The organism is Rhodococcus sp. P4_B6 (assembly GCF_056402215.1).
In genome coordinates this window covers 38,452-55,946 of the sequence record NZ_JBFUHV010000001.1, presented here as the reverse complement: position 1 = coordinate 55,946, position 17,495 = coordinate 38,452, and the positions used below count along the sequence as shown (strand labels likewise).

The following is a 17,495-nucleotide window of genomic DNA, read 5'->3' as shown; positions in this document are numbered from 1 at the left end:
AGTGATGTTTGCGATACGATGAGGTGTGCCTCGGAGTGGATGGGTGAAGCCGGTCTCGGATCGGCGGTTGTCGGATGTGGTGTCGGTGGGGTTGCTGACCAGGGTGTTTCCCGCGTCCTTGGTCGATGAGGTGATCGCGGAATGCGGTCGCACGGAGCAGCGAAGTCGCACTTTGACCGCTCGCGTAACGGCGTACTTCTCGATCGGCATGGCATTGAATTCGCAAGGCTCCTACGAGGAGGTCTTCGAGCAGCTCACTGACGGTTTGTCGTGGTCGTCGGGATGGTCACAGTCCTGGTCGCCGCCGACGAAATCGGCCATATTTCAGGCCCGTTCACGTCTGGGATACGAACCGGTGCGGGAGTTGTTCCGCCGTGTCGCACGACCTCTCGCCGACACGGGTACACCAGGATCCTGGCTCGCCGGGCGCCGGTTGGTGGCCCTCGACGGGACCTGCCTCGACCTGCCCGACACCCCGGCCAACGCCGAGCATTTCGGGCGGCCGGGATCGAGTCGCGGCGAGCAGTCCGCGTTCCCGCAGGCGCGATTGGTGGCCCTCGCCGAGTGCGGCACCCACGCGGTATTCGACGCCGCGATCGGATCGTGCCGCACCTCCGAGCGGGAGCTGGCGCACGATCTGATGGACACCCTCGAACCCGGGATGCTGCTGCTCGCCGACCGCGGCGTCTACGGATTCGACATGTGGACCCGAGCCGCCGCCACCGGCGCCGACCTGCTGTGGAGGGTCAAATCGACCCTCTCGCCTCGGCACCTCGAGACCCTCGACGACGGATCCTGGCTGGCACAGATCATCCCCACCTCCGGAAAGAATCGCCGGCAGCGAACACCGCTCACGGTGCGCGTCATCGACTACACCCTCGACGACGGGCGGGAGAACCCCGAGCAGTACCGGCTGCTGACCACGATCCTCGACCCCTCCGATGCACCTGCCGAAGAGTTGGCCCTCGCCTACGCCCAACGCTGGGAAATCGAGAACACCCTCGACGAGCTGAAAACCCATCAGCGCGGACCACGAGCCGTGTTGCGGTCGAAATCCCCACCATTGGTGCAGCAGGAAATCTGGGGGCACCTATGCTGCCACTACGCCATCCGCACGCTCATGCTCGATGCCGCGACCGCCGGCGGTCACGACCCGGACCGGGTCTCCTTCGTCGCCGCCTTGCGGATCGCCCGACGATCCCTGTCCCACAGCTCTTTTTCCCCCTCATAACCACAACGCTGCCACCAGATTGTGGAACCACGGCATCGACAAATTATTGCGCCGAATCAACCCCGCACGCCGCCACCGCGTCAACCCCCGGGTCGTCAAACGCAAAGTCCTCAAGTGGGCAGCCAAACGCGCACACCATCAACACCATCCACAACCCACCCAGCCGCCGAAATGCACCATCCTTGTTCACTAACTGAACGGTATTGGGTTTAACCCTGGAAGAGCACGGAGACCAGTCGGAACATTACATTCTCACATCCTTGATCAACGAGATTCACCAGGCCGAAGGGACTATCGCCCTGGTCATCGATGATTGGCACAGAGTCACGAACCCGGACACCGTCGCCGCCCTGGCCTTCCTGATCGACAACGGTTGCCACCACCTCCAGATCATCGTGACCACCCGAACCCAGATGGGGCTTCCACTCAGCCGTATGCGTGTGCTCGATGAATTGACCGAGATAGATGCCAGCCAATTGCGTTTCAGCCCTGACGAGTCGAGAGCCTTTCTCGCCGAATCTGGATTGAAACTCCCTGATACGGCGATCACCGAACTATCGGCGAACACCGAAGGGTGGGCGGCCGCACTCCAATTGGCCTTGCTCTCGCTGCGCAAGACCACCGATCCCGGCGAGCTGATCGGACACCTGTCCGGCCGGCATCACTCCATCGGAGAGTTCCTCGCGGACAACGTGCTCGACACCCTCGAACCGCAGACGCTCGACTACCTGATGGCGACCTCGGTCACCGAGCGGATCAGCGGCTCACTGGCATCCGTCCTGACCCGATCCCACCGAGGCCAAGCCATACTCGAAGACATCGAGGAACGAGACCTTTTCCTGCACAGGCTCGACGATGAAGGACAGTGGTTCCGATACCACCACATGTTCGCGGAATTTCTCCAGAAAAGGCTCGAAAGAGATCAACCCGACCGCGTCGTCACCCTGCATGAAATCGCCGCCGAATGGTTCGGCACCCGGGGGCTACTCAGTGAGGCGGTTGATCATGCATTGGCGGCCGGAAAACAAGCCACAGCCGTCCGCCTGCTCGAACGCGACGGCATGTCCATGCTCGAACACGCCCAGATGGCGAGCTTTTTGGCGTTGATCGCCAAACTGCCCCCAGGGTTGGTCGAGCACAGTCCCCGACTGCAACTGACCACCGCGTGGGCCGAGTGCACCATGGTCCAGCCGCACCGTGCACGCGCAGCACTCGCCCGCGTCTACCGGTTGCTCGAGACGAACCAGGGCACCGACCACGACACCGCCGAATTGCGCTCAGAAGCTGACGTCGTCCAAGGACACATCGCGATCGAATCGGATCGCATAGGCGGCGTCGACGACCTGATGTCCCGATGCCTGAGGGATCCAGGGAGACTGCCCCCATGGGTCGTCTCCGCCGCCGCCGACATCGCGACTTTTGTCGACATCCATCAGTTCCGATTCGACACCGCGATCGATCGTCAAGTCTGGGCGGGTCCGTACCACGATCGCACTACGGGCCCCTTCAGCGTGATGTTCGGGCATTGCTTCGCTGGTCTCGCGCACCGTGAAAAACTCGCCCTCGCCGAAGCAGAGGCCGAGTTTCGCGAAGCGCTCCGTTTGGGTGCCACCCTGGGCGGAACCCAATCCCGTGCTGCGCGACTTGCCAGCGCGCTCCTCGCCGAACTGCTCTACGAACAAGGTCACATCACCGAAGCGGAACAGCTGCTTTATGAGAGCAACGAAATCCGTGACCAAGGCGGGGTCGTGGATTTCATGCTGGCCCGCTATGCCACCGGGGCACGGATCAAGGCCTTGCGCAACGACAGCGAATCTGCGAAACGGTACCTCGACGAAGGCACACGCATCGCCATCACCCGACGACTCCCACGACTACAGGCGCGGATGGACTACGAACGAATCCTCCTCCATCCAATGACCGGAGAACGACTCGACGGCATCGTAGCTACGCCCTATTCCCATCGCCGAACTCCCGTCGACAGCCTCGACGAAACCACCGTCCAGCTCGAGGAAGCAACCGCGATCCAGCTCCTCCTTTTCGAGCCCAACGCGACACCGCAGACGCTCGCACTCGCCTGCGATTGGGCCGGCCAATGGGTGCAGACGCTCGAGGGGCGAGGCCGGCCACGCGCTGCACTTGACGCGCAGCGACTCCTCGTGGAGGCCTTCGCCGCTGCCGGACGCACCGAGCAAGCCAAACACCTCCTCACAGCAGTCATGGCGAAATGTGCCCGCATCGGCCTGAGGCAGTACCTGCTCGACGGTGGACCACACGTCCTCCCACTCGTCCGTGAGCTGAGACAAGACGTCGAAAACGGCCACTGGCAGAGCAATTGGGAACTGGTGCCGTCCACCTTCCTCGATGACGTCCTGGTCGGCTCCGAACATCCCGCATCGGAACGCAACCAGGCTTCCGGCTCGACGGAGCGCCCGCAAGACCCGCGTTGATCCACGCCAACACGGTGTTTCCGAGTCTCCAGCATTTCTCCGTGGCCGGTCGGTGATCGTGGACGGGTTGTGTGCGAAAGACCACATTTGATAACTAACCGGTTGGTTGTATGGATGCTATTCTGACAAACAACCAGTTAGTTAGAAACGTTTGGGGAACGCCTGCGTCCCTCCGGGGGACGGACTTGGTCAGGCAGGTGCCCTAGGCCCTTCATTGCAGATCCGAGGTAATCATGCCTACTCCGTCGTCCACGGAACCCGCACAGAACTCTGCCGAGCACGCCGGAACAGTGCCATCGGCAGGTCTTGCCATGAGCGCGCTGATAATGGCAGTTTTGCTCGCAGCCCTCGACCAGACGATCGTCTCAACCGCGCTGCCTGCGATCGCCTCCGACGTGGGCGGGTTCGCGTACATCGCCTGGGTCAGCGCCTCCTACCTCCTCGCGACAACGGCATCGACACCGCTGTGGGGAAAGCTCGGCGACATGTTCGGCCGCAGACGCCTTTATCTGGTTGCCATGGCCGTGTTCCTCGTCGCATCCGGATTGTGCGGACTGGCCCAGGACATGATTCAGCTCGTAGCGGCACGCTCCCTACAGGGCTTGGGCGGCGGCGGAATGCTGGTCCTCACGTTTGCACTGGTGGGGGATGTGGCCGGTCCGGAGGACCGGAGCCGATACCAAGGTATGTTCGGTGGCGTCTACGGCGTAGCCAGCATTCTCGGTCCTGTATTGGGAGGCGTATTCACCGACCAACTCTCCTGGCGCTGGGCCTTTTTGATCAACCTCCCCATCGGCCTGGTCGGTTTGCTACTCGCTTCGCGGAACCTACCCGCGGGCGCCAAGCGCCGGACTGGTCCCATCGACTACCTCGGAGCGACGATTCTCGCGGCCCTATCGGTCTGCCTGGTGCTGATCGTCTCCTTTGGTGATCAGTGGGGCTGGATCTCCCCCCGCACCATTGCCCTTGCGGCGGCGGCCGTGGTCTTGCTCCTCGTCCTCCTTCCGGCCGAACGCCGGGCACCCGAACCGGTATTGCCACTGCCCATGTTGACGACCACAACGGTATCCATTGCCGCACTCGTCGGCTTCATCGCCAATTTCGCGATGTTTTGTGTGCTGGTCTACCTGCCCACCTATCTGCAGGTAGTGCACGGCGTTTCCGCAACACTCTCGGGCGTACATATGCTCCCGCTTGTCCTCGGCCTCGTCATCAGCCAAGCGCTCGCCGGCCGATGGACCGGACGTACCGGTAAGTGGCAACTCTGCCTCGTTGCGGGCATGGCACTGAACATTGTCGGACTGCTTCTGCTGGCCACCCTCAGCGCCCAGACCAGCGCTTGGGTACTAGGCCTCTACTTCGCTGTGGTCGGTATCGGCATCGGAATGGTGCCGATGGTCATCATGGCCGCCGTCCAAAACGCCGTCGACCCCGCCGACCTGGGCGCGGCCAGCGCCATGGTCACATACTCTCGCTCGATGGGAGCAGCTTTCGGTGTCGCAGCGTTCGGGGCCGCGTTCAACCACGCCTTCAACCCGCGACTGACCACTGCGCTGAACCATTCGGCCCTGCCGGCCGAGTTCGATCCCACCAAGACCGATACCATCGCATCTCTATCGCCCGCGGTGAAGATTCCACTCCTGGAGGCGTTCTCGGACACCGTCGCCAGCACCTTCCTCGCGACCGTCCCGCTGCTTGTCCTCGGTTTCGTTCTCACCCTCTTCCTCGCGACGAGACGCAGCGCGGCACCACGCCGCGCGGAGGTGAAATGAAACCGCGCGAGGCCGTATTCGCTGAAGGGGTAGTCCGCGGCCTGCCTGCCATCGACCGCAGTCTCGCGAGGATGCAGCAGCTCAGGCGTCAATTTGGCCCTCGTCATTCGTCTACAACACCGAGAATTCACGCGAACACACGGATCACGCCAGTTCGCGATGCGGCAACGAGACCCGCGTTCTACTGCGCAACGTCACGCCACTTCACGGGCCGCTCGTAGGCCTCCGGGTACCGCCGTTTTACGAACTCATGAAACTCGCGCATATGCCGGCGCATCGCCCACCGGGCGCCTTCGGGGTCGCCAGCACGGATCGCGTCAGCGATAGTGACGTGTGCCTTGAGCACAGCGGCGCGATTCTCGATCGAGTAGCTGACACCCAACGGCATGCCATCGGTGATCTGGTGAAGCGACACGATAAGGAGGGTGAAGAGATCATTCCCCGCTGCGGTAGCGATCGCAGCGTGGAACCGGTCGTTTTCCGCGCGAAAGTTCTCGTCGTTGTCGAGGAAGGCTTCCATCCCAGCTATGGAGTCCGCGATGAGCTCTCGGATTTCCTCTGACGCACCTACGGCGGCCCGCCCTGCCAGCTCCGGCTCGAGAATCTCGCGGGCTGCGATGATCTGACTGAAGGGCACGGCTCGAAGCTGCAGGAACAGTCCGAGGGAGCCGGCGAGATCGTGGGCATCAGGATCCGCAACAAAGGGGCCGCCTTGGGGCCCAGCTTTCATTGTCAGAACCCCGCTCATCTCCAGGAATCGCAGCGACTCACGTAGCGTTCCGCGACCCACCTCGAAGCGGGCGACCATGTCTCGTTCGCTCTGCAACCGTGTTCCCGGCGCCAGTCGGTCATCGGTAATGTCATCGACGATGAGCTGGGCGATTTCAACGGCAGCCTTGTGGGATCGCCGGCTCTTGGTTCGCCGACGAGGGACTCGGTCTTCGTGGATAGCTTTACGGACAGGCGTGGCCCGTGAATCGTCGGCGTTAGCGGGCATGGCGTCGCCTCCGGGGGCGCACAACGATGCCACGTGCCTGTCCAATCATAGTATTAATGGTACCGCAGGCCCATCGTGAGTTCGGTAGCGGTCCAGGGTGCTGTCCCCATCCATCGCCTCCCTACGGACCGCGGAGCGTGCGGGTACCTTCCGGCAGGTTGCGGGGATGTCGCAACCTACGGGGTGGAGACGCTCCCTGACGGATGCGGCACTGCTCCACTCCGGCCTCCGCGGTGGTGCTGATCGCGACGTTGTAGTTGGCCCTACGAACGATCGCGTCGAACCTTTATCCATGGTCTGGCAGTCATTGCCCAGGATCGACTGACTTTGAAAGCGAATCCTCATGATCGGCAGTCACCTACTCCACTACCGGCGATCCGCGGCGGAGTATTGCTGTCCAGCAACGAAAGTGGGCGAACGGCAACTTCGTCGACCTGGCGTGCTTGCCGGCGATTTCGCGCTGCTGTTGTTCCAGGGCTGACCCATGATCTGGATGTCTTCGTCAAGGCGGCTGAGCCGTACCACCCCGGAGGGAAACACAAGCATGTACGCCCGCTACGCGCCAGCGCAAGGACGGTTTGGGATGGTCCTAGATTCAAGGCGAATGCCAGGACGAACGGGGTCGACGCGCCACATGAGGTCGCGCATCACCGACCAATGATGTATGCGGGCCGATTCACACGAGATCCAACCGGCGCCGGTGGGGACAATCCGATGCGCAGGACGGAGATTTCCAGCCGAGTCAATAGGGACTGTAATTCCGGCGGGCACAGTCCGACAACCCATGCCAGGTGAAGGCGCCAACGGGTACGGTTGTGTGAAGAATCTCGACGAGAGTGACGATGGGATGGCAGCCGGCGTTCGGAGCAATTTAGGAAACTTGCCCCTAGAACTGACTAGTTTCGTCGGTCGTCGCCATGAAGTAGCAGAGGCAAGACGGTTGCTGTCCTCCTCCCGCCTGTTAACACTGACAGGAGTTGGAGGAGTCGGTAAAACAAGGTTGGCTTTGCGGGTTGCGGCGGAGGTGAAGCGCGCATTCCGTGACGGAGTCTGGCTGGTAGGACTCGGCGACCTGCGAGACCCCGTTCTCGTGCCGGACACCATCGCTACCGGTCTGGGACTTAGAGAACAATCATTTCGCCCGACGTTGACAATGCTGGCCGAGTATCTCAGGGACCGACAACTTCTGTTGGTCCTGGACAATTGTGAGCACCTCGTTGACGAGGTCGCGAAGTCCGTCGAAACGCTGCTCACATCCTGTTCGGACCTGCGTATCCTGGCCACGAGCCGGGAACCGCTCGGTATCGGCGGCGAATCCGCAATGAGAGTTCCCCCGCTGGCGGTACCGGATCCGTACCGTTCAGTTTCCTTACGAAGTCTTCCGCGATACGAATCCGTGACCCTCTTCGCCGAGCGGGCTGCAGCCGCACTCCCGGGTTTCGAGCTAACTGAGGACAACCAGCTGGCGGTCGCCCAAATATGCTCCCGCTTGGAAGGTCTCCCGCTACCCATCGAGCTGGCGGCGGCGCGGCTCAGAGCGATGTCGGTAACGCAGATCTTGCAGCGTCTCACGGACCGATTCAAATTGCTAACAGGTGGCAGCAGGGTTGCGCCAGGCCGTCAGCAGACTCTGCGCCTTTCCATGGACTGGAGCTTCGAACTGTGCACCACGCACGAACGACAATTGTGGGCCCGATTGTCAGTGTTCGCAGGAGGATTCGAACTCGATGCGGCGGAGGAAATCTGCGCAGACGAATTGAATTCCGGACGATTGCTCGATCACGTAGTTTCGCTCGTCGACAAATCAATTCTCATCCGAGAGGAGCCCGGCAAGGTCGTGCGGTACCGGCTTCTAGAGACGTTGCGCGAGTACGGACGTGAGAAGTTGCAGGAGGCAGGGGAGGATTCGCAGCTTAGGCGTCGCCACCGCGACTGGTACAAAAAGATGGCGCTGCGGGCGGAGGTGGAATGGATAAGCCCGTCACAAGTGGAGCTGATAACGCGATTGCAGCGAGAACAAACGAATCTTCGTGAGGCACTCAAATTTTCGATGACAGATCCGACTGAATCGGAGTCGGGCGTGGAGATCGCCGCTGCCCTCTATCCGTTCTGGCGTTTGCGTAGTCCTTTGGGTGAGGGAAGACATTGGCTTGACCTCGCCCTCGCCAGTCAGGGCGGCCAACCAAGTACCGGACGAGTCAAAGCGCTCTGCGCCGACAGCATGTTAGCCGGAGTGCAGGGGGACCTCCGCGCAGCTGCGGCTCGCATCGAAGAGGCGCGCGTCGTCGCAACCAAGATCGGCGGTGACGAGATGGGTGCGCTCGTCACCTCCGATGAAGGGCGCCTGTCGCTGTACGCCGGGGACCTCGCTCATGCCGTCGCCTGTTTCGAGTCCGCTGTCAATTTCTTCCGCAAGGGCGGCAACATTCACAGAGTGATTGGCGATCTGCTCGGACTCGGACTGGCCTGCGGACTGAACGGGGACATTGAACGAGCGGTCGCATGTCACGAGGAGGTGCTTTCACTCGCCGAGCCTCGCGGCGAGTCTGTGTACCGGTCATATGCACTGTGGATCCTTGGAATGCTGGTTGCGCAGCAAGGTGACCCTGTTCGCGCCACCACACTGCTCGAACAAGGCCTGCAACTCACGCGAGTCGTGGATGACCCTCTTACCTCTGCATGGTGCTTGGAAGCGCTGGCTTGGATCGCTGCGGGTGATCAAAGGGCGCAACGCGCCGCCATACTGTTGGGAAGCGCCGAGTCCCTCGGGAAGAAGGTCGGCGGCCGCACCGCCATTGTTCCGAATCTTCTCCTTTATCACGAGGAGTGCGAACGCCGCACACGTCGAGTGCTCGGTGACCGGGCATTCCAATCGGCCTACGCGCAAGGCGAGGCTTTCGGCTACGAGGAAGCCCTTGCTTATGCGCTCGACGAGCAGTTCCCGACAGCGTCGCCAGCTTCAACCTCAGATTCGACGACTCTGACCAAACGGGAGCTGGAAGTAGCCACTCTCGTTGCACAGGGACTCACAAACAGAGCAATCGCCACGAAACTCGTGATATCCCAACGCACAGCACAAGGGCACGTCGAGCATGTCCTTGCAAAACTCGGATTCACCTCGAGGGCGCAGATCGCGGCGTGGATGGTCGAGCAAACACATGACGAACAGAACTCCTAGTTCTTCCCGGGCGTTCTCGCAGCGTCACGCGTAACGACGAGACAGGTCGGGAGTTGTACGCGTTCGCCTCAGGCCTCCGTACCGCTCCACTGACGTCGAACCTGCGCACCAGGTCCCCGCATTCAGCGACGACTTGACGATGGCCTGCGCGCGGAGTCTGCGGATGCCGGATCAGAAACTGACCGCGGCGGAGTAGGAGGACGTGGTGTGGGCCGCGTGGCCTTTGGTCTCGGGGCTGGTTGGTGTGATGGTTGCCCACCGCGCCTGTGGGCGCGCAGGACCACGTCGTGGGTGTGGTGTGCGCCCGCGCCGCCGCTGATCGAGCGTTCCCGCACTTCGTTGACGTCGGTGTGCCAGCTGTTATCGAGTAGCGCTGCCACATCACCGGGTGTGACCCACTCATCGGGTTCGAAGCCGTGCTCGCGTGCCGCGGCCGCGTCGCGGATGTCGTGGTGCACGATCAGCAGGGTGCCGCCCGGTGCGACGGCGGAGATCAGCGCGCGTTCGGCGGCACGGTCGGCGGTTATGCGCAGGGCGGGGTACTGGGCTGAGACCAGGTCGAAACCACCCGCGGGTAACTCGGCATCGAGCAGTCCGCTCAGCACCCAGGTGATGTCCACGTTTTCCCTGTCTGCGTGGGCCCGGGCCCGGTGGACGGCGATCTGCGAAATGTCCAGCGCGGTGACGGCCCATCCCTGGCGGGCGAGCCAGAGTGCGTCGGCGCCTTCACCGCAGCCGACGTCCAGGGCGCGTCCCGGGCGTGCGCCGGTCATCTCGTCGACGAGTGCGCCGTTGGGTTCTCCGCTCCACACGCGATCGCGCTCGCTGTAGCGCGCATCCCCCGTGAGTACTTATTGACCGCCCGACGTTAATAAGTACTCACGGGCCGAAGGCACACCGGAAGTTCATGCACGCCATAGATGTTCATGTCGGACTTGAGCTTCACCTCGCCCGCCGGGACGGCGAGTTCGAGATTCGGGAAGCGGCGCAGCAGTCCCTCGAAGCCGGCGCGCATCTCGAGGCGGGCCAGTTGCTGGCCCAGGCACAGGTGGACGCCGTGGCCGAAGGACAGGTGACCGCGGGCCTTGCGGTGGATGTCCAGGGCATCGGGGTTGTCGAAACGCAGGGGGTCGCGGTTGGCGGCCAGCAGGGAGACGACGACGGTCGATCCYTTCCCGATCGTTTCGCCGCCGAGTTCGATGTCCTCCGTGGCGTAGCGATAGAAGATGTCGGCGACGGCCAGGTAGCGCGTGAGTTCCTCGACGGCATCGGGCATCAACTCCGGGTCGGCGCGGAGTTCGGCCAGCTGCTCGGGGTGCTCCAGGAGCGCGAAGGCGCCCAGTGCCAGCATGTTGGCGGTCGTCTCGTGGCCCGCGAGCAGCAGCAGGAATGCGATGCCGATCAGCTCCTCGACGGTGAGGTCGTCGTCGCGGGCCAGGTCGGACAGGATGTCCTCGCCGGGTGCGGCACGTTTGAGCGCGACCAGTTCGGCCAGGTACGTGGTCAGCGCGCCGTACGCGGCCATCTTCTCGTCGAGCGCCTGGTCCTTGACCAGGAACTTGGCCGTGTTGACCTGGAAAGTCTCCCGGTCCGCGTAGGGGACGCCGAGCAGTTCGCAGATCACCAGCGACGGCACCGGCAGTGCGAACTCCTTGACCAGGTCGACCGGCTGGGTCAGGCGCGCCATCTCGTCCAGTTGCCGCTCGACGACGTCGACGATGTGCTCCTCGAGTTGCTTCATGCGTCGCACGGTGAAGGCGCCGGTGAGCTTGCGCCGCAACCGGGTGTGGTCGGGCGGGTCCATCGCGATGAACAACCCCGGGACCTGCGGGGACGGCTCGGTGGCGGCGGGCATGCCGGGCGTCTCGTACGGCACGTGCAGAATGCCGATGTCCGGGCGCGAGCTGAACCGGGTGTCGGCCAGAAGCCGGCGGACCGCGTCGTAGCCGGTGACGAGCCAGCCCTCGTGACCGTCGGGGAAGACCAGCGGACTGACGGGTCGAGCGTCGCGCAGCCGGGTGATTGCGCTGGGCGGGTCGAACGGTCCCGCATCGCGATCCATCGGGAGGCCGTGCGGGACGGGAACGGTTCGGCTCATCGGATGTCCTTCTCGTGCCGGGTGAGTGTGCTTGACGGTCATGGGTTCTCCTGTACTCCAGGGCCGGAAATGGATCAGGAACGGCGGATCGTGATGCCGCCGAACGAGGTGTGCGCACGCACCTCGGCCGTCCTGTCGGACGCCGCGGGCCGGGTGATGTCGTCCAGCGCGTTGTGTACCCGCCCGAACTTGGACTTCACGTCCAGCCGAGCGGCGGTGCCCTCGGCGATGCCGATCTCCAGGTCGCCCATCGCGGTCCCGACCTCGACCGAGCCGTGGGCCACGTCGGCGATGCGAATGCTGCCGTTGGCCGTCTTCGCCTCGACACTCGCGCCGGCCCGGTCGACGGAGATGGCGCCGTTCGCCGAGCGCACGCGGACGTCCCCGGTGACCGCGGCGATCGTGGTGTCGCCGTTGGAGTTCTTCACGACCACGGAGCCCGCGGTCTCGCCGATGCGTACCTTCCCGGAGCCGGTGCGGATCTCGGCGTTGCCCGCGACGCCGTCCGCGGTGACGTCACCGGCCGCGGTGTTCACGCGCAAGGAACCGGTCCGCTCGAGTCGGACGTTCCCGGCGGAGGTCTTGAACGTGCACTCCCCGAGCCGGCCCGTGCCACTGAGGTTTCCCACCTGCAACGAGCCGGATACCCGTGAACCGCTGGGCAATTCGATCGACACGTTCACCGACCGGGTCTTGCGGGAGAAGTCGAAGGCGCGCGCCTTCGGTCCCGTGACCTGAAGAACGCCGTCCGCGTAGTCGACGCGGACGTGCTGGGCGGCCTGGACGTCCGACTCGTCGGAGTCGTCGCTCGGATGCACATCGACGACGGTGTCGGTCCGGTCGCTCGCGGTGATCCACACATTGCCGACGCCGAGGCCGAGCGTGACGGAAATCGGTTCGGGTGTCTCGAAATTGGGCATGGTTGTCCCCTTCGTCGTGGGTAGGTGGCACGTCTCGCAGGTCGGGGACGTGGTGTAGCGGGATGCATTGGCCGCATCCTCGATCGGCTCAGCCGGTGGTGCGGTCGCGATGTCTCTCAAACGAGATCAAGTGCATGGCACCACTATGGCACCATGTTGGCATCAACGCAAGACCTAAGTGGCTCACCACGTGGATGGCGCGGCACCACGCAGTGGCTATCGACTGAAAAGCTGCTGTTCAGGAAGCGGCCGGGTCAATCGGCGATGACTGCGGCGAAGTCCTCGGAAGGTCCGGACGGTCACTGTCCGGGATCGGGCCGTGCCTGCAGCGTCGGCGCGGCGGCGGCCGGCAGCGCGTCGCGGTCGCGGTTCAACGGGGGATAGACGCGTTGGGTGTTGATGGTGATCTTCGTGGCTTTGGCCTGCGCGCCGCGCGTCACCACCTGGCGATCCCACCCCTCGGTGTACACCGCGCCGGCCGGTCCGAGGTCGAGAATCAATCGTGGCGTACCAGGGGATCCGGAGCGGCAACATCGGCTCCCCGAGTAGATCGCCGACGACGTTGTAGCCCGCGTAGCGGCCCATCGGGCGCCCGTGCTGGCACGACATCACCGACAGGTGGCCCTCGTCCACCCGCGCCGCGGCGACGTCACCGGCGGCGAACACTCCGGGCGAGCCGATCACGCGCAGATAGTCGTCGACCGCCGCGGTCGCCGCGCCCACGCCCGCTCGGCCGTTGGACGGTGTGGCCAGGTGACGCTGCAACTTCATCGCGCCGTCGTATGTGTCCACGTCGAAGCCGAATTCCCGCAGACCGGGGATGTCGGGCTTCGCCACCCGACTGCCCAGCGCCAGGACCAATCGGTCGTACCGCTGCGTGCCCCTGCCCCGTCGCCCGAGACGGTGACGGTGCGCGCCGCGGTGTCGATCGCGGTCACCTCGGCGGCGATGCCCCGACGCCGACGGGGTCGAGCAGGTCGCTCAGCGGGATGCGGCACGCGCTCAGGTCCGCCTAGTAGTTGCGGACCCGGATGTCGTGGAAGGGCATCGCGCTGATCACCGTGACATCGACGGTGCCGGCTGCGCCGAGTTCGTCGAGCCGCCGCGCGGCTCCCAGCGCGGCCCACAAACCGGCGAACCCCGAGCCGAGGACGAGGACGCGATCGGAATCGGTCACCCCGCCATCGTGCCAGGTCTACGCCGCGACGACTGCCGGATCGCGATCGTGCGCGATCATTCGCCGAACAACGCCCGCTCGTCGGCGACGTCGTACTCGGCTACCGACGCCGTGAGCATTGCCGCGCCCTGCTCGTCGCTGGGGCCGCTGCTGCGGAAGGCATCGACCGCCGCCTGCGACTCCCAGCGCTCGAAGATGTTGATGCGGCCATGGTCGATCAGGTCGGCCGAGATGGCGAAGTCGAGGCAGCCGGCCGCGCCGCGCGCCTGTTCGACGACGCTCACGCAGCCTGCGAGGTAGGACTCGCGCTGCTCCGGTTCGACGGTGATGTGTCCGGCGACGATGACCATGGGTTCGCTCCCGGTTCGGGTAGTCGGACGCTTGTTCCGGAGTCGGGGTGATTCCGGGGGCGCGGAATATCGCGGAATATCTCCGAGGACGGTACTGTTGAACCCGCTGACGGTGTCGGACATACCCCGGGTACCACATTAAATTCGTCGCCGAGAGCGACCACTTGCCGAGAGGCGATATGACGGCACCGTCGCAGAAGCCGCCGGCACCCTCGGGTGCCGGCGGTTTTCGTTGTGCGGTGGACCTTACTGTTCCTTCTTTTCCTTCCCGAGGCGGGCGGCGAGCATCGCCTTGCCCAGATCGCCGCCCTTCCGGCTCACGGCCTGGGCGCGGCGGAAGAAGTCGGCCAACTCGGCGTCGCCGTCCATGTCGGCGTCGGAGATGTAGCCCTCGAGACGCAGAGCGTTGCTCAGTGACGCTTCGACGAACCAGATCAGGTTGTAGTCCTTGTCCCGTAGACCCGTCACCGAACCAACTTCTTGTTCACTCATCAGTGCGTCCTTCCCGAGAAACGGCCGACTGTCTTGTGGTTCCTGCCTACCCGTGTGGTTGCATCGTAGAACGTGAGGCGCGCCGGGCTCAGGCGAATGCCCAGTTCATCAGGACGACGTACAGACCGGTCCCGACGACGATCGAGAGCACCGCGTTCTTACGCCACAGTTGTACCGCGGCCGTGGCCCCCACCGCGATCAATTCGGGGATCCCGTGCGACGGCGCGGTGACGGAGACGTTCTTCAGCGAGTACGCCACCAGGATCAGCATGATCCCGGCAGGCATGTAAACACCTAGGTAGCCGACGAGCGCGGACGACCGCATCGGCATGACGATCGCGAACGGGATCGCCCGCAGGGCGAACGTGACCACCGCCATGATCGCGACGGCCGCGAGGATGTAACCGGGGTCAGGCATCGGCGGGCACCTTTCTCCGCGTGACGAAGTATCGGACGACGAGCAGGCTCACGAATGCGCCCATCGCGATCGGCAGCATGTGTTCGGCGTCGACGAGTCGCGCGGTCAGGGCGCATGCCACGGCGATCGTGGGAACCGCGAAACCGCTCTGGGCCCGGATCGCCTCGATGGACAGCACGACGAACAGTGCGGTCAGCGCGAAGTCGAGTCCGACGATGGTCTCCGGGATCCACTGCGCTGCAGTCGCTCCGAGGATCGCCCCGCCGATCCAGTACGCGTGGAGGTACAGCTGCGAGTACACCATGACCCGGCCGGTCATCGACCTCCGGTCGCCGGTGACCGACATGGCGTACGCCTCGTCGGTCAGCGCGAACATGCTGTAGAACCGGGCGAGCCGGCCCTTGACCCTGTCGAGGGGAAAGCTCAAGGCGTAGAACACGTGCCGGAAGTTCACCAGCAGCGCGGTCAGCGCGATGTAAGGGAGGGGCGTCAGGGTGGCGACCATGCCGACCGCGATGAATTCGAGGGAACCGGCGTAGATCAGCGAGGTGAAGACCATCGCCCACCAGGGGTTGAGTCCCTGCTGGACCACGAGCACCCCGAGGGCGATCCCCAGCGGAATCAGTCCGATCCCGACGGGGAGGGATGCCTGCAGGGCCCGACGCCATTCCGGCGTGTGCCGGTGGTCGGGGTCGACGACTGCGGTCGCGGCAAAGGGGGCTGGATCGATCACCACGCAAATCTATAGCAACTATCCCGGTGCGCGATTGCGAGCGAATGCCCATAATCGGCCCTGTGCGCAATAATAGTGCGATGGATGATATCGATCACGCAATTCTCGACCACCTGCGCAACGACTCCAGTCTGACCAACACCGAATTGGCGGACCTCGTGGGTCTGACTCCCTCCCCGTGTCTGCGCAGGGTCAAGAAACTCGAGGCGGACGGCGTCATCACCGGCTACCGCGCGATCGTCAGCCAGGAGGCGCTGGATCGGGGATTCCAGGTGATCGTCACCGCCGAGATCGGCGTGAACGATCAGGCGACCATCGAACAGTTCGAGTCCCGGGTCGCCGCCTTCGACGAGGTGATCGAATGCCGGAGGCTGTTCGGGATCCCCGACTATTTCATCCGGGTCGCGGTCCGCGACCTCGCGACGTACGAGAACTTCATGGCCACGAAGCTCAGCGGGCTCCCGGCGGTGTCGCGGGTGACGTCGCTGATCACGATGAAGACCATCAAGAGTGCTGACTGACCGGCCGCGAATCGGGTTTGTCCCGCGTCTGGTCCCCTATTCTGGCGATATGCCCGACGACCTGCTGATCGCGCGGAATCCGGAAGCCGGCTCGACGCTTCCCTACCTGGTGCGGGTTCCGCTGGGACCGGGCGGCATCGTCGTCAAGGCGAAGCAGCCCTGGCCCCGCGAATCCAAGGTCTACTGCCACCGGGCCGACGAATGGCCCGCCGACGCCGAGATCCTGGAGCGGCTCGAGGTTCGTTCGTGCACCCGGCGAGGCCCCGCGATCGACCTGGTGCTCACCCGTGCCCGGGAGAACCGCTCCCAGTTGGTGATGACCCGTGCGCGGGGCCGGGAGATGATCTTCTGGCAGTCGCCGCGCACCGCGAAGCAGGCGAGGCCCGCGGTCACGGTGCCGACGGCGCGGGCCCACGGCCGCGTGCTCGACATCGTCGTCGACACCGCCGAAAAGTATCCGTACACGTTCGGGAAGCAGCAGGCGACCACGGTTCGCCGACGGCTGTCCGCGGGAGATTACGCGGTCGAGGTCGGCGACGAGATCGTGGCGGTGGTGGAACGCAAGACGCTCGAGGATCTTGCGGCGAGCCTGCTGTCCGGGCGGATGACATACGCGGCGGCCGAGTTGAGCGCATTGCCTCGGGCCGCCGTGGTGGTCGAGGACCGGTACAGCCGGCTGTTCAAGCTCGAACACGTCAGCGGAGCCAGGGTCGCTGAGGCGCTGGCCGAATTGCAGGCCCGGTTTCCGGCGCTGCCGGTGACGTTCTGCGAGACGCGGCAACTGGGCCAGGAGTGGACCTATCGCTGGCTGGGCGCCTGCCTGCACGAGTGGGAATCGGCTCGGGCGACGAGCGATCTCGAAACGACGTTCGCGACGGCCCCGTCCGTGGCGCCCGCGAAAGTCGACGTGCAGCGCCCCGCGGTCGTCCGCGACTGGGCTCGGGCTCAGGGGATCGAGGTGTCGGAGAAGGGGCGGATCCCGGCAGCGGTGATGCGCGCGTTCTCGGCGGCTCATCCGCAGTGAGAGCGTGACCCTGCGCACCCATCGTCCGAAAAGGTAAAGAGTCCTTTACTATGGGTGGCTCGTACTCCGATTACAGAGAGAGCCATGACCAGCGCTTCGCGCCCCCGAAGACCCAGCCCGCCCCAGAGTGGTCA

14 protein-coding genes and 1 pseudogene are annotated in these 17,495 nt (G+C 64.2%); 6 read left to right on the top strand and 9 right to left on the bottom strand.

The window, feature by feature from the left end; genetic code table 11:
* Nucleotides 1-25 precede the first annotated feature (25 nt).
* The 3 genes from AC1DWT_RS00230 to AC1DWT_RS00220 all read left to right on the top strand — a co-directional run bounded on the left by AC1DWT_RS00230 (nucleotide 26) and on the right by AC1DWT_RS00220 (nucleotide 5,453).
* On the top strand, nucleotides 26-1,231 hold the full coding sequence (locus AC1DWT_RS00230) for an IS4 family transposase (protein ID WP_477919388.1): 1,206 nt from the start codon (nucleotides 26-28) through the stop codon (nucleotides 1,229-1,231).
* A gap of 260 nt (nucleotides 1,232-1,491) precedes the next feature.
* On the top strand, nucleotides 1,492-3,681 hold the full coding sequence (locus tag AC1DWT_RS00225) for a winged helix-turn-helix domain-containing protein (protein ID WP_477919387.1): 2,190 nt from the start codon (nucleotides 1,492-1,494) through the stop codon (nucleotides 3,679-3,681).
* Nucleotides 3,682-3,992: 311 nt separating this feature from the next.
* Nucleotides 3,993-5,453: an MDR family MFS transporter gene (locus tag AC1DWT_RS00220; RefSeq protein ID WP_206013869.1), complete on the top strand. Its 1,461-nt coding sequence runs from the start codon at nucleotides 3,993-3,995 to the stop codon at nucleotides 5,451-5,453.
* A 181-nt stretch (nucleotides 5,454-5,634) separates the two neighbouring features.
* On the opposite strand, the gene AC1DWT_RS00215 is transcribed toward AC1DWT_RS00220, so the two are convergent.
* The gene (locus AC1DWT_RS00215) at nucleotides 5,635-6,450 is read right to left on the bottom strand and encodes a FadR/GntR family transcriptional regulator (RefSeq protein ID WP_477919386.1); all 816 of its coding nucleotides are present in this window, start codon (nucleotides 6,448-6,450) and stop codon (nucleotides 5,635-5,637) included.
* A 784-nt stretch (nucleotides 6,451-7,234) separates the two neighbouring features.
* Between AC1DWT_RS00215 and AC1DWT_RS00210 the strand changes: the two genes are divergently transcribed.
* Nucleotides 7,235-9,628: an ATP-binding protein gene (locus AC1DWT_RS00210; protein ID WP_241031376.1), complete on the top strand. Its 2,394-nt coding sequence runs from the start codon at nucleotides 7,235-7,237 to the stop codon at nucleotides 9,626-9,628.
* 122 nt (nucleotides 9,629-9,750) lie between these two features.
* Here the strand turns inward: AC1DWT_RS00210 and AC1DWT_RS00205 are convergent, their stop codons facing one another.
* The 8 genes and pseudogenes from AC1DWT_RS00205 to AC1DWT_RS00170 form a co-directional block, all read right to left on the bottom strand.
* Nucleotides 9,751-10,440 (bottom strand): class I SAM-dependent methyltransferase, encoded by a 690-nt coding sequence (locus AC1DWT_RS00205; RefSeq protein ID WP_241031375.1) that lies wholly within the window; start codon nucleotides 10,438-10,440, stop codon nucleotides 9,751-9,753.
* A 56-nt stretch (nucleotides 10,441-10,496) separates the two neighbouring features.
* Nucleotides 10,497-11,726, bottom strand: coding sequence for a cytochrome P450 (locus AC1DWT_RS00200; RefSeq protein ID WP_206013867.1), 1,230 nt, complete (start codon nucleotides 11,724-11,726; stop codon nucleotides 10,497-10,499).
* Between the two features lie 74 nt (nucleotides 11,727-11,800).
* A complete protein-coding gene (locus AC1DWT_RS00195; protein ID WP_206013866.1) occupies nucleotides 11,801-12,646 on the bottom strand; it encodes a DUF4097 family beta strand repeat-containing protein in 846 nt (281 codons plus the stop codon).
* A gap of 299 nt (nucleotides 12,647-12,945) precedes the next feature.
* Nucleotides 12,946-13,823, bottom strand: a pseudogene (locus tag AC1DWT_RS00190) (FAD-dependent oxidoreductase).
* Nucleotides 13,824-13,879: 56 nt separating this feature from the next.
* Nucleotides 13,880-14,173 carry a putative quinol monooxygenase gene (locus tag AC1DWT_RS00185; RefSeq protein WP_206013865.1) on the bottom strand — a complete coding sequence of 98 codons (294 nt, stop codon included), beginning with the start codon at nucleotides 14,171-14,173 and terminating at the stop codon, nucleotides 13,880-13,882.
* A 246-nt stretch (nucleotides 14,174-14,419) separates the two neighbouring features.
* On the bottom strand, nucleotides 14,420-14,665 hold the full coding sequence (locus tag AC1DWT_RS00180; RefSeq protein WP_072946741.1) for a hypothetical protein: 246 nt from the start codon (nucleotides 14,663-14,665) through the stop codon (nucleotides 14,420-14,422).
* A gap of 88 nt (nucleotides 14,666-14,753) precedes the next feature.
* A complete protein-coding gene (locus AC1DWT_RS00175; protein ID WP_206013864.1) occupies nucleotides 14,754-15,083 on the bottom strand; it encodes a branched-chain amino acid transporter permease in 330 nt (109 codons plus the stop codon).
* Nucleotides 15,076-15,816 (bottom strand): AzlC family ABC transporter permease, encoded by a 741-nt coding sequence (locus AC1DWT_RS00170; RefSeq protein ID WP_420855116.1) that lies wholly within the window; start codon nucleotides 15,814-15,816, stop codon nucleotides 15,076-15,078. The genes AC1DWT_RS00175 and AC1DWT_RS00170 overlap by 8 nt, the downstream gene beginning before the upstream one ends.
* A gap of 80 nt (nucleotides 15,817-15,896) precedes the next feature.
* On the opposite strand from AC1DWT_RS00170, the gene AC1DWT_RS00165 reads away from it, so the two are divergent.
* Together AC1DWT_RS00165 and AC1DWT_RS00160 are read left to right on the top strand one after the other, a co-directional pair.
* Nucleotides 15,897-16,337, top strand: a complete 441-nt coding sequence (locus AC1DWT_RS00165; RefSeq protein ID WP_005254660.1) for an Lrp/AsnC family transcriptional regulator — start codon at nucleotides 15,897-15,899, stop codon at nucleotides 16,335-16,337.
* Between the two features lie 49 nt (nucleotides 16,338-16,386).
* Nucleotides 16,387-17,361 (top strand): ERCC4 domain-containing protein, encoded by a 975-nt coding sequence (locus AC1DWT_RS00160; RefSeq protein ID WP_095861656.1) that lies wholly within the window; start codon nucleotides 16,387-16,389, stop codon nucleotides 17,359-17,361.
* Nucleotides 17,362-17,495 lie beyond the last annotated feature (134 nt).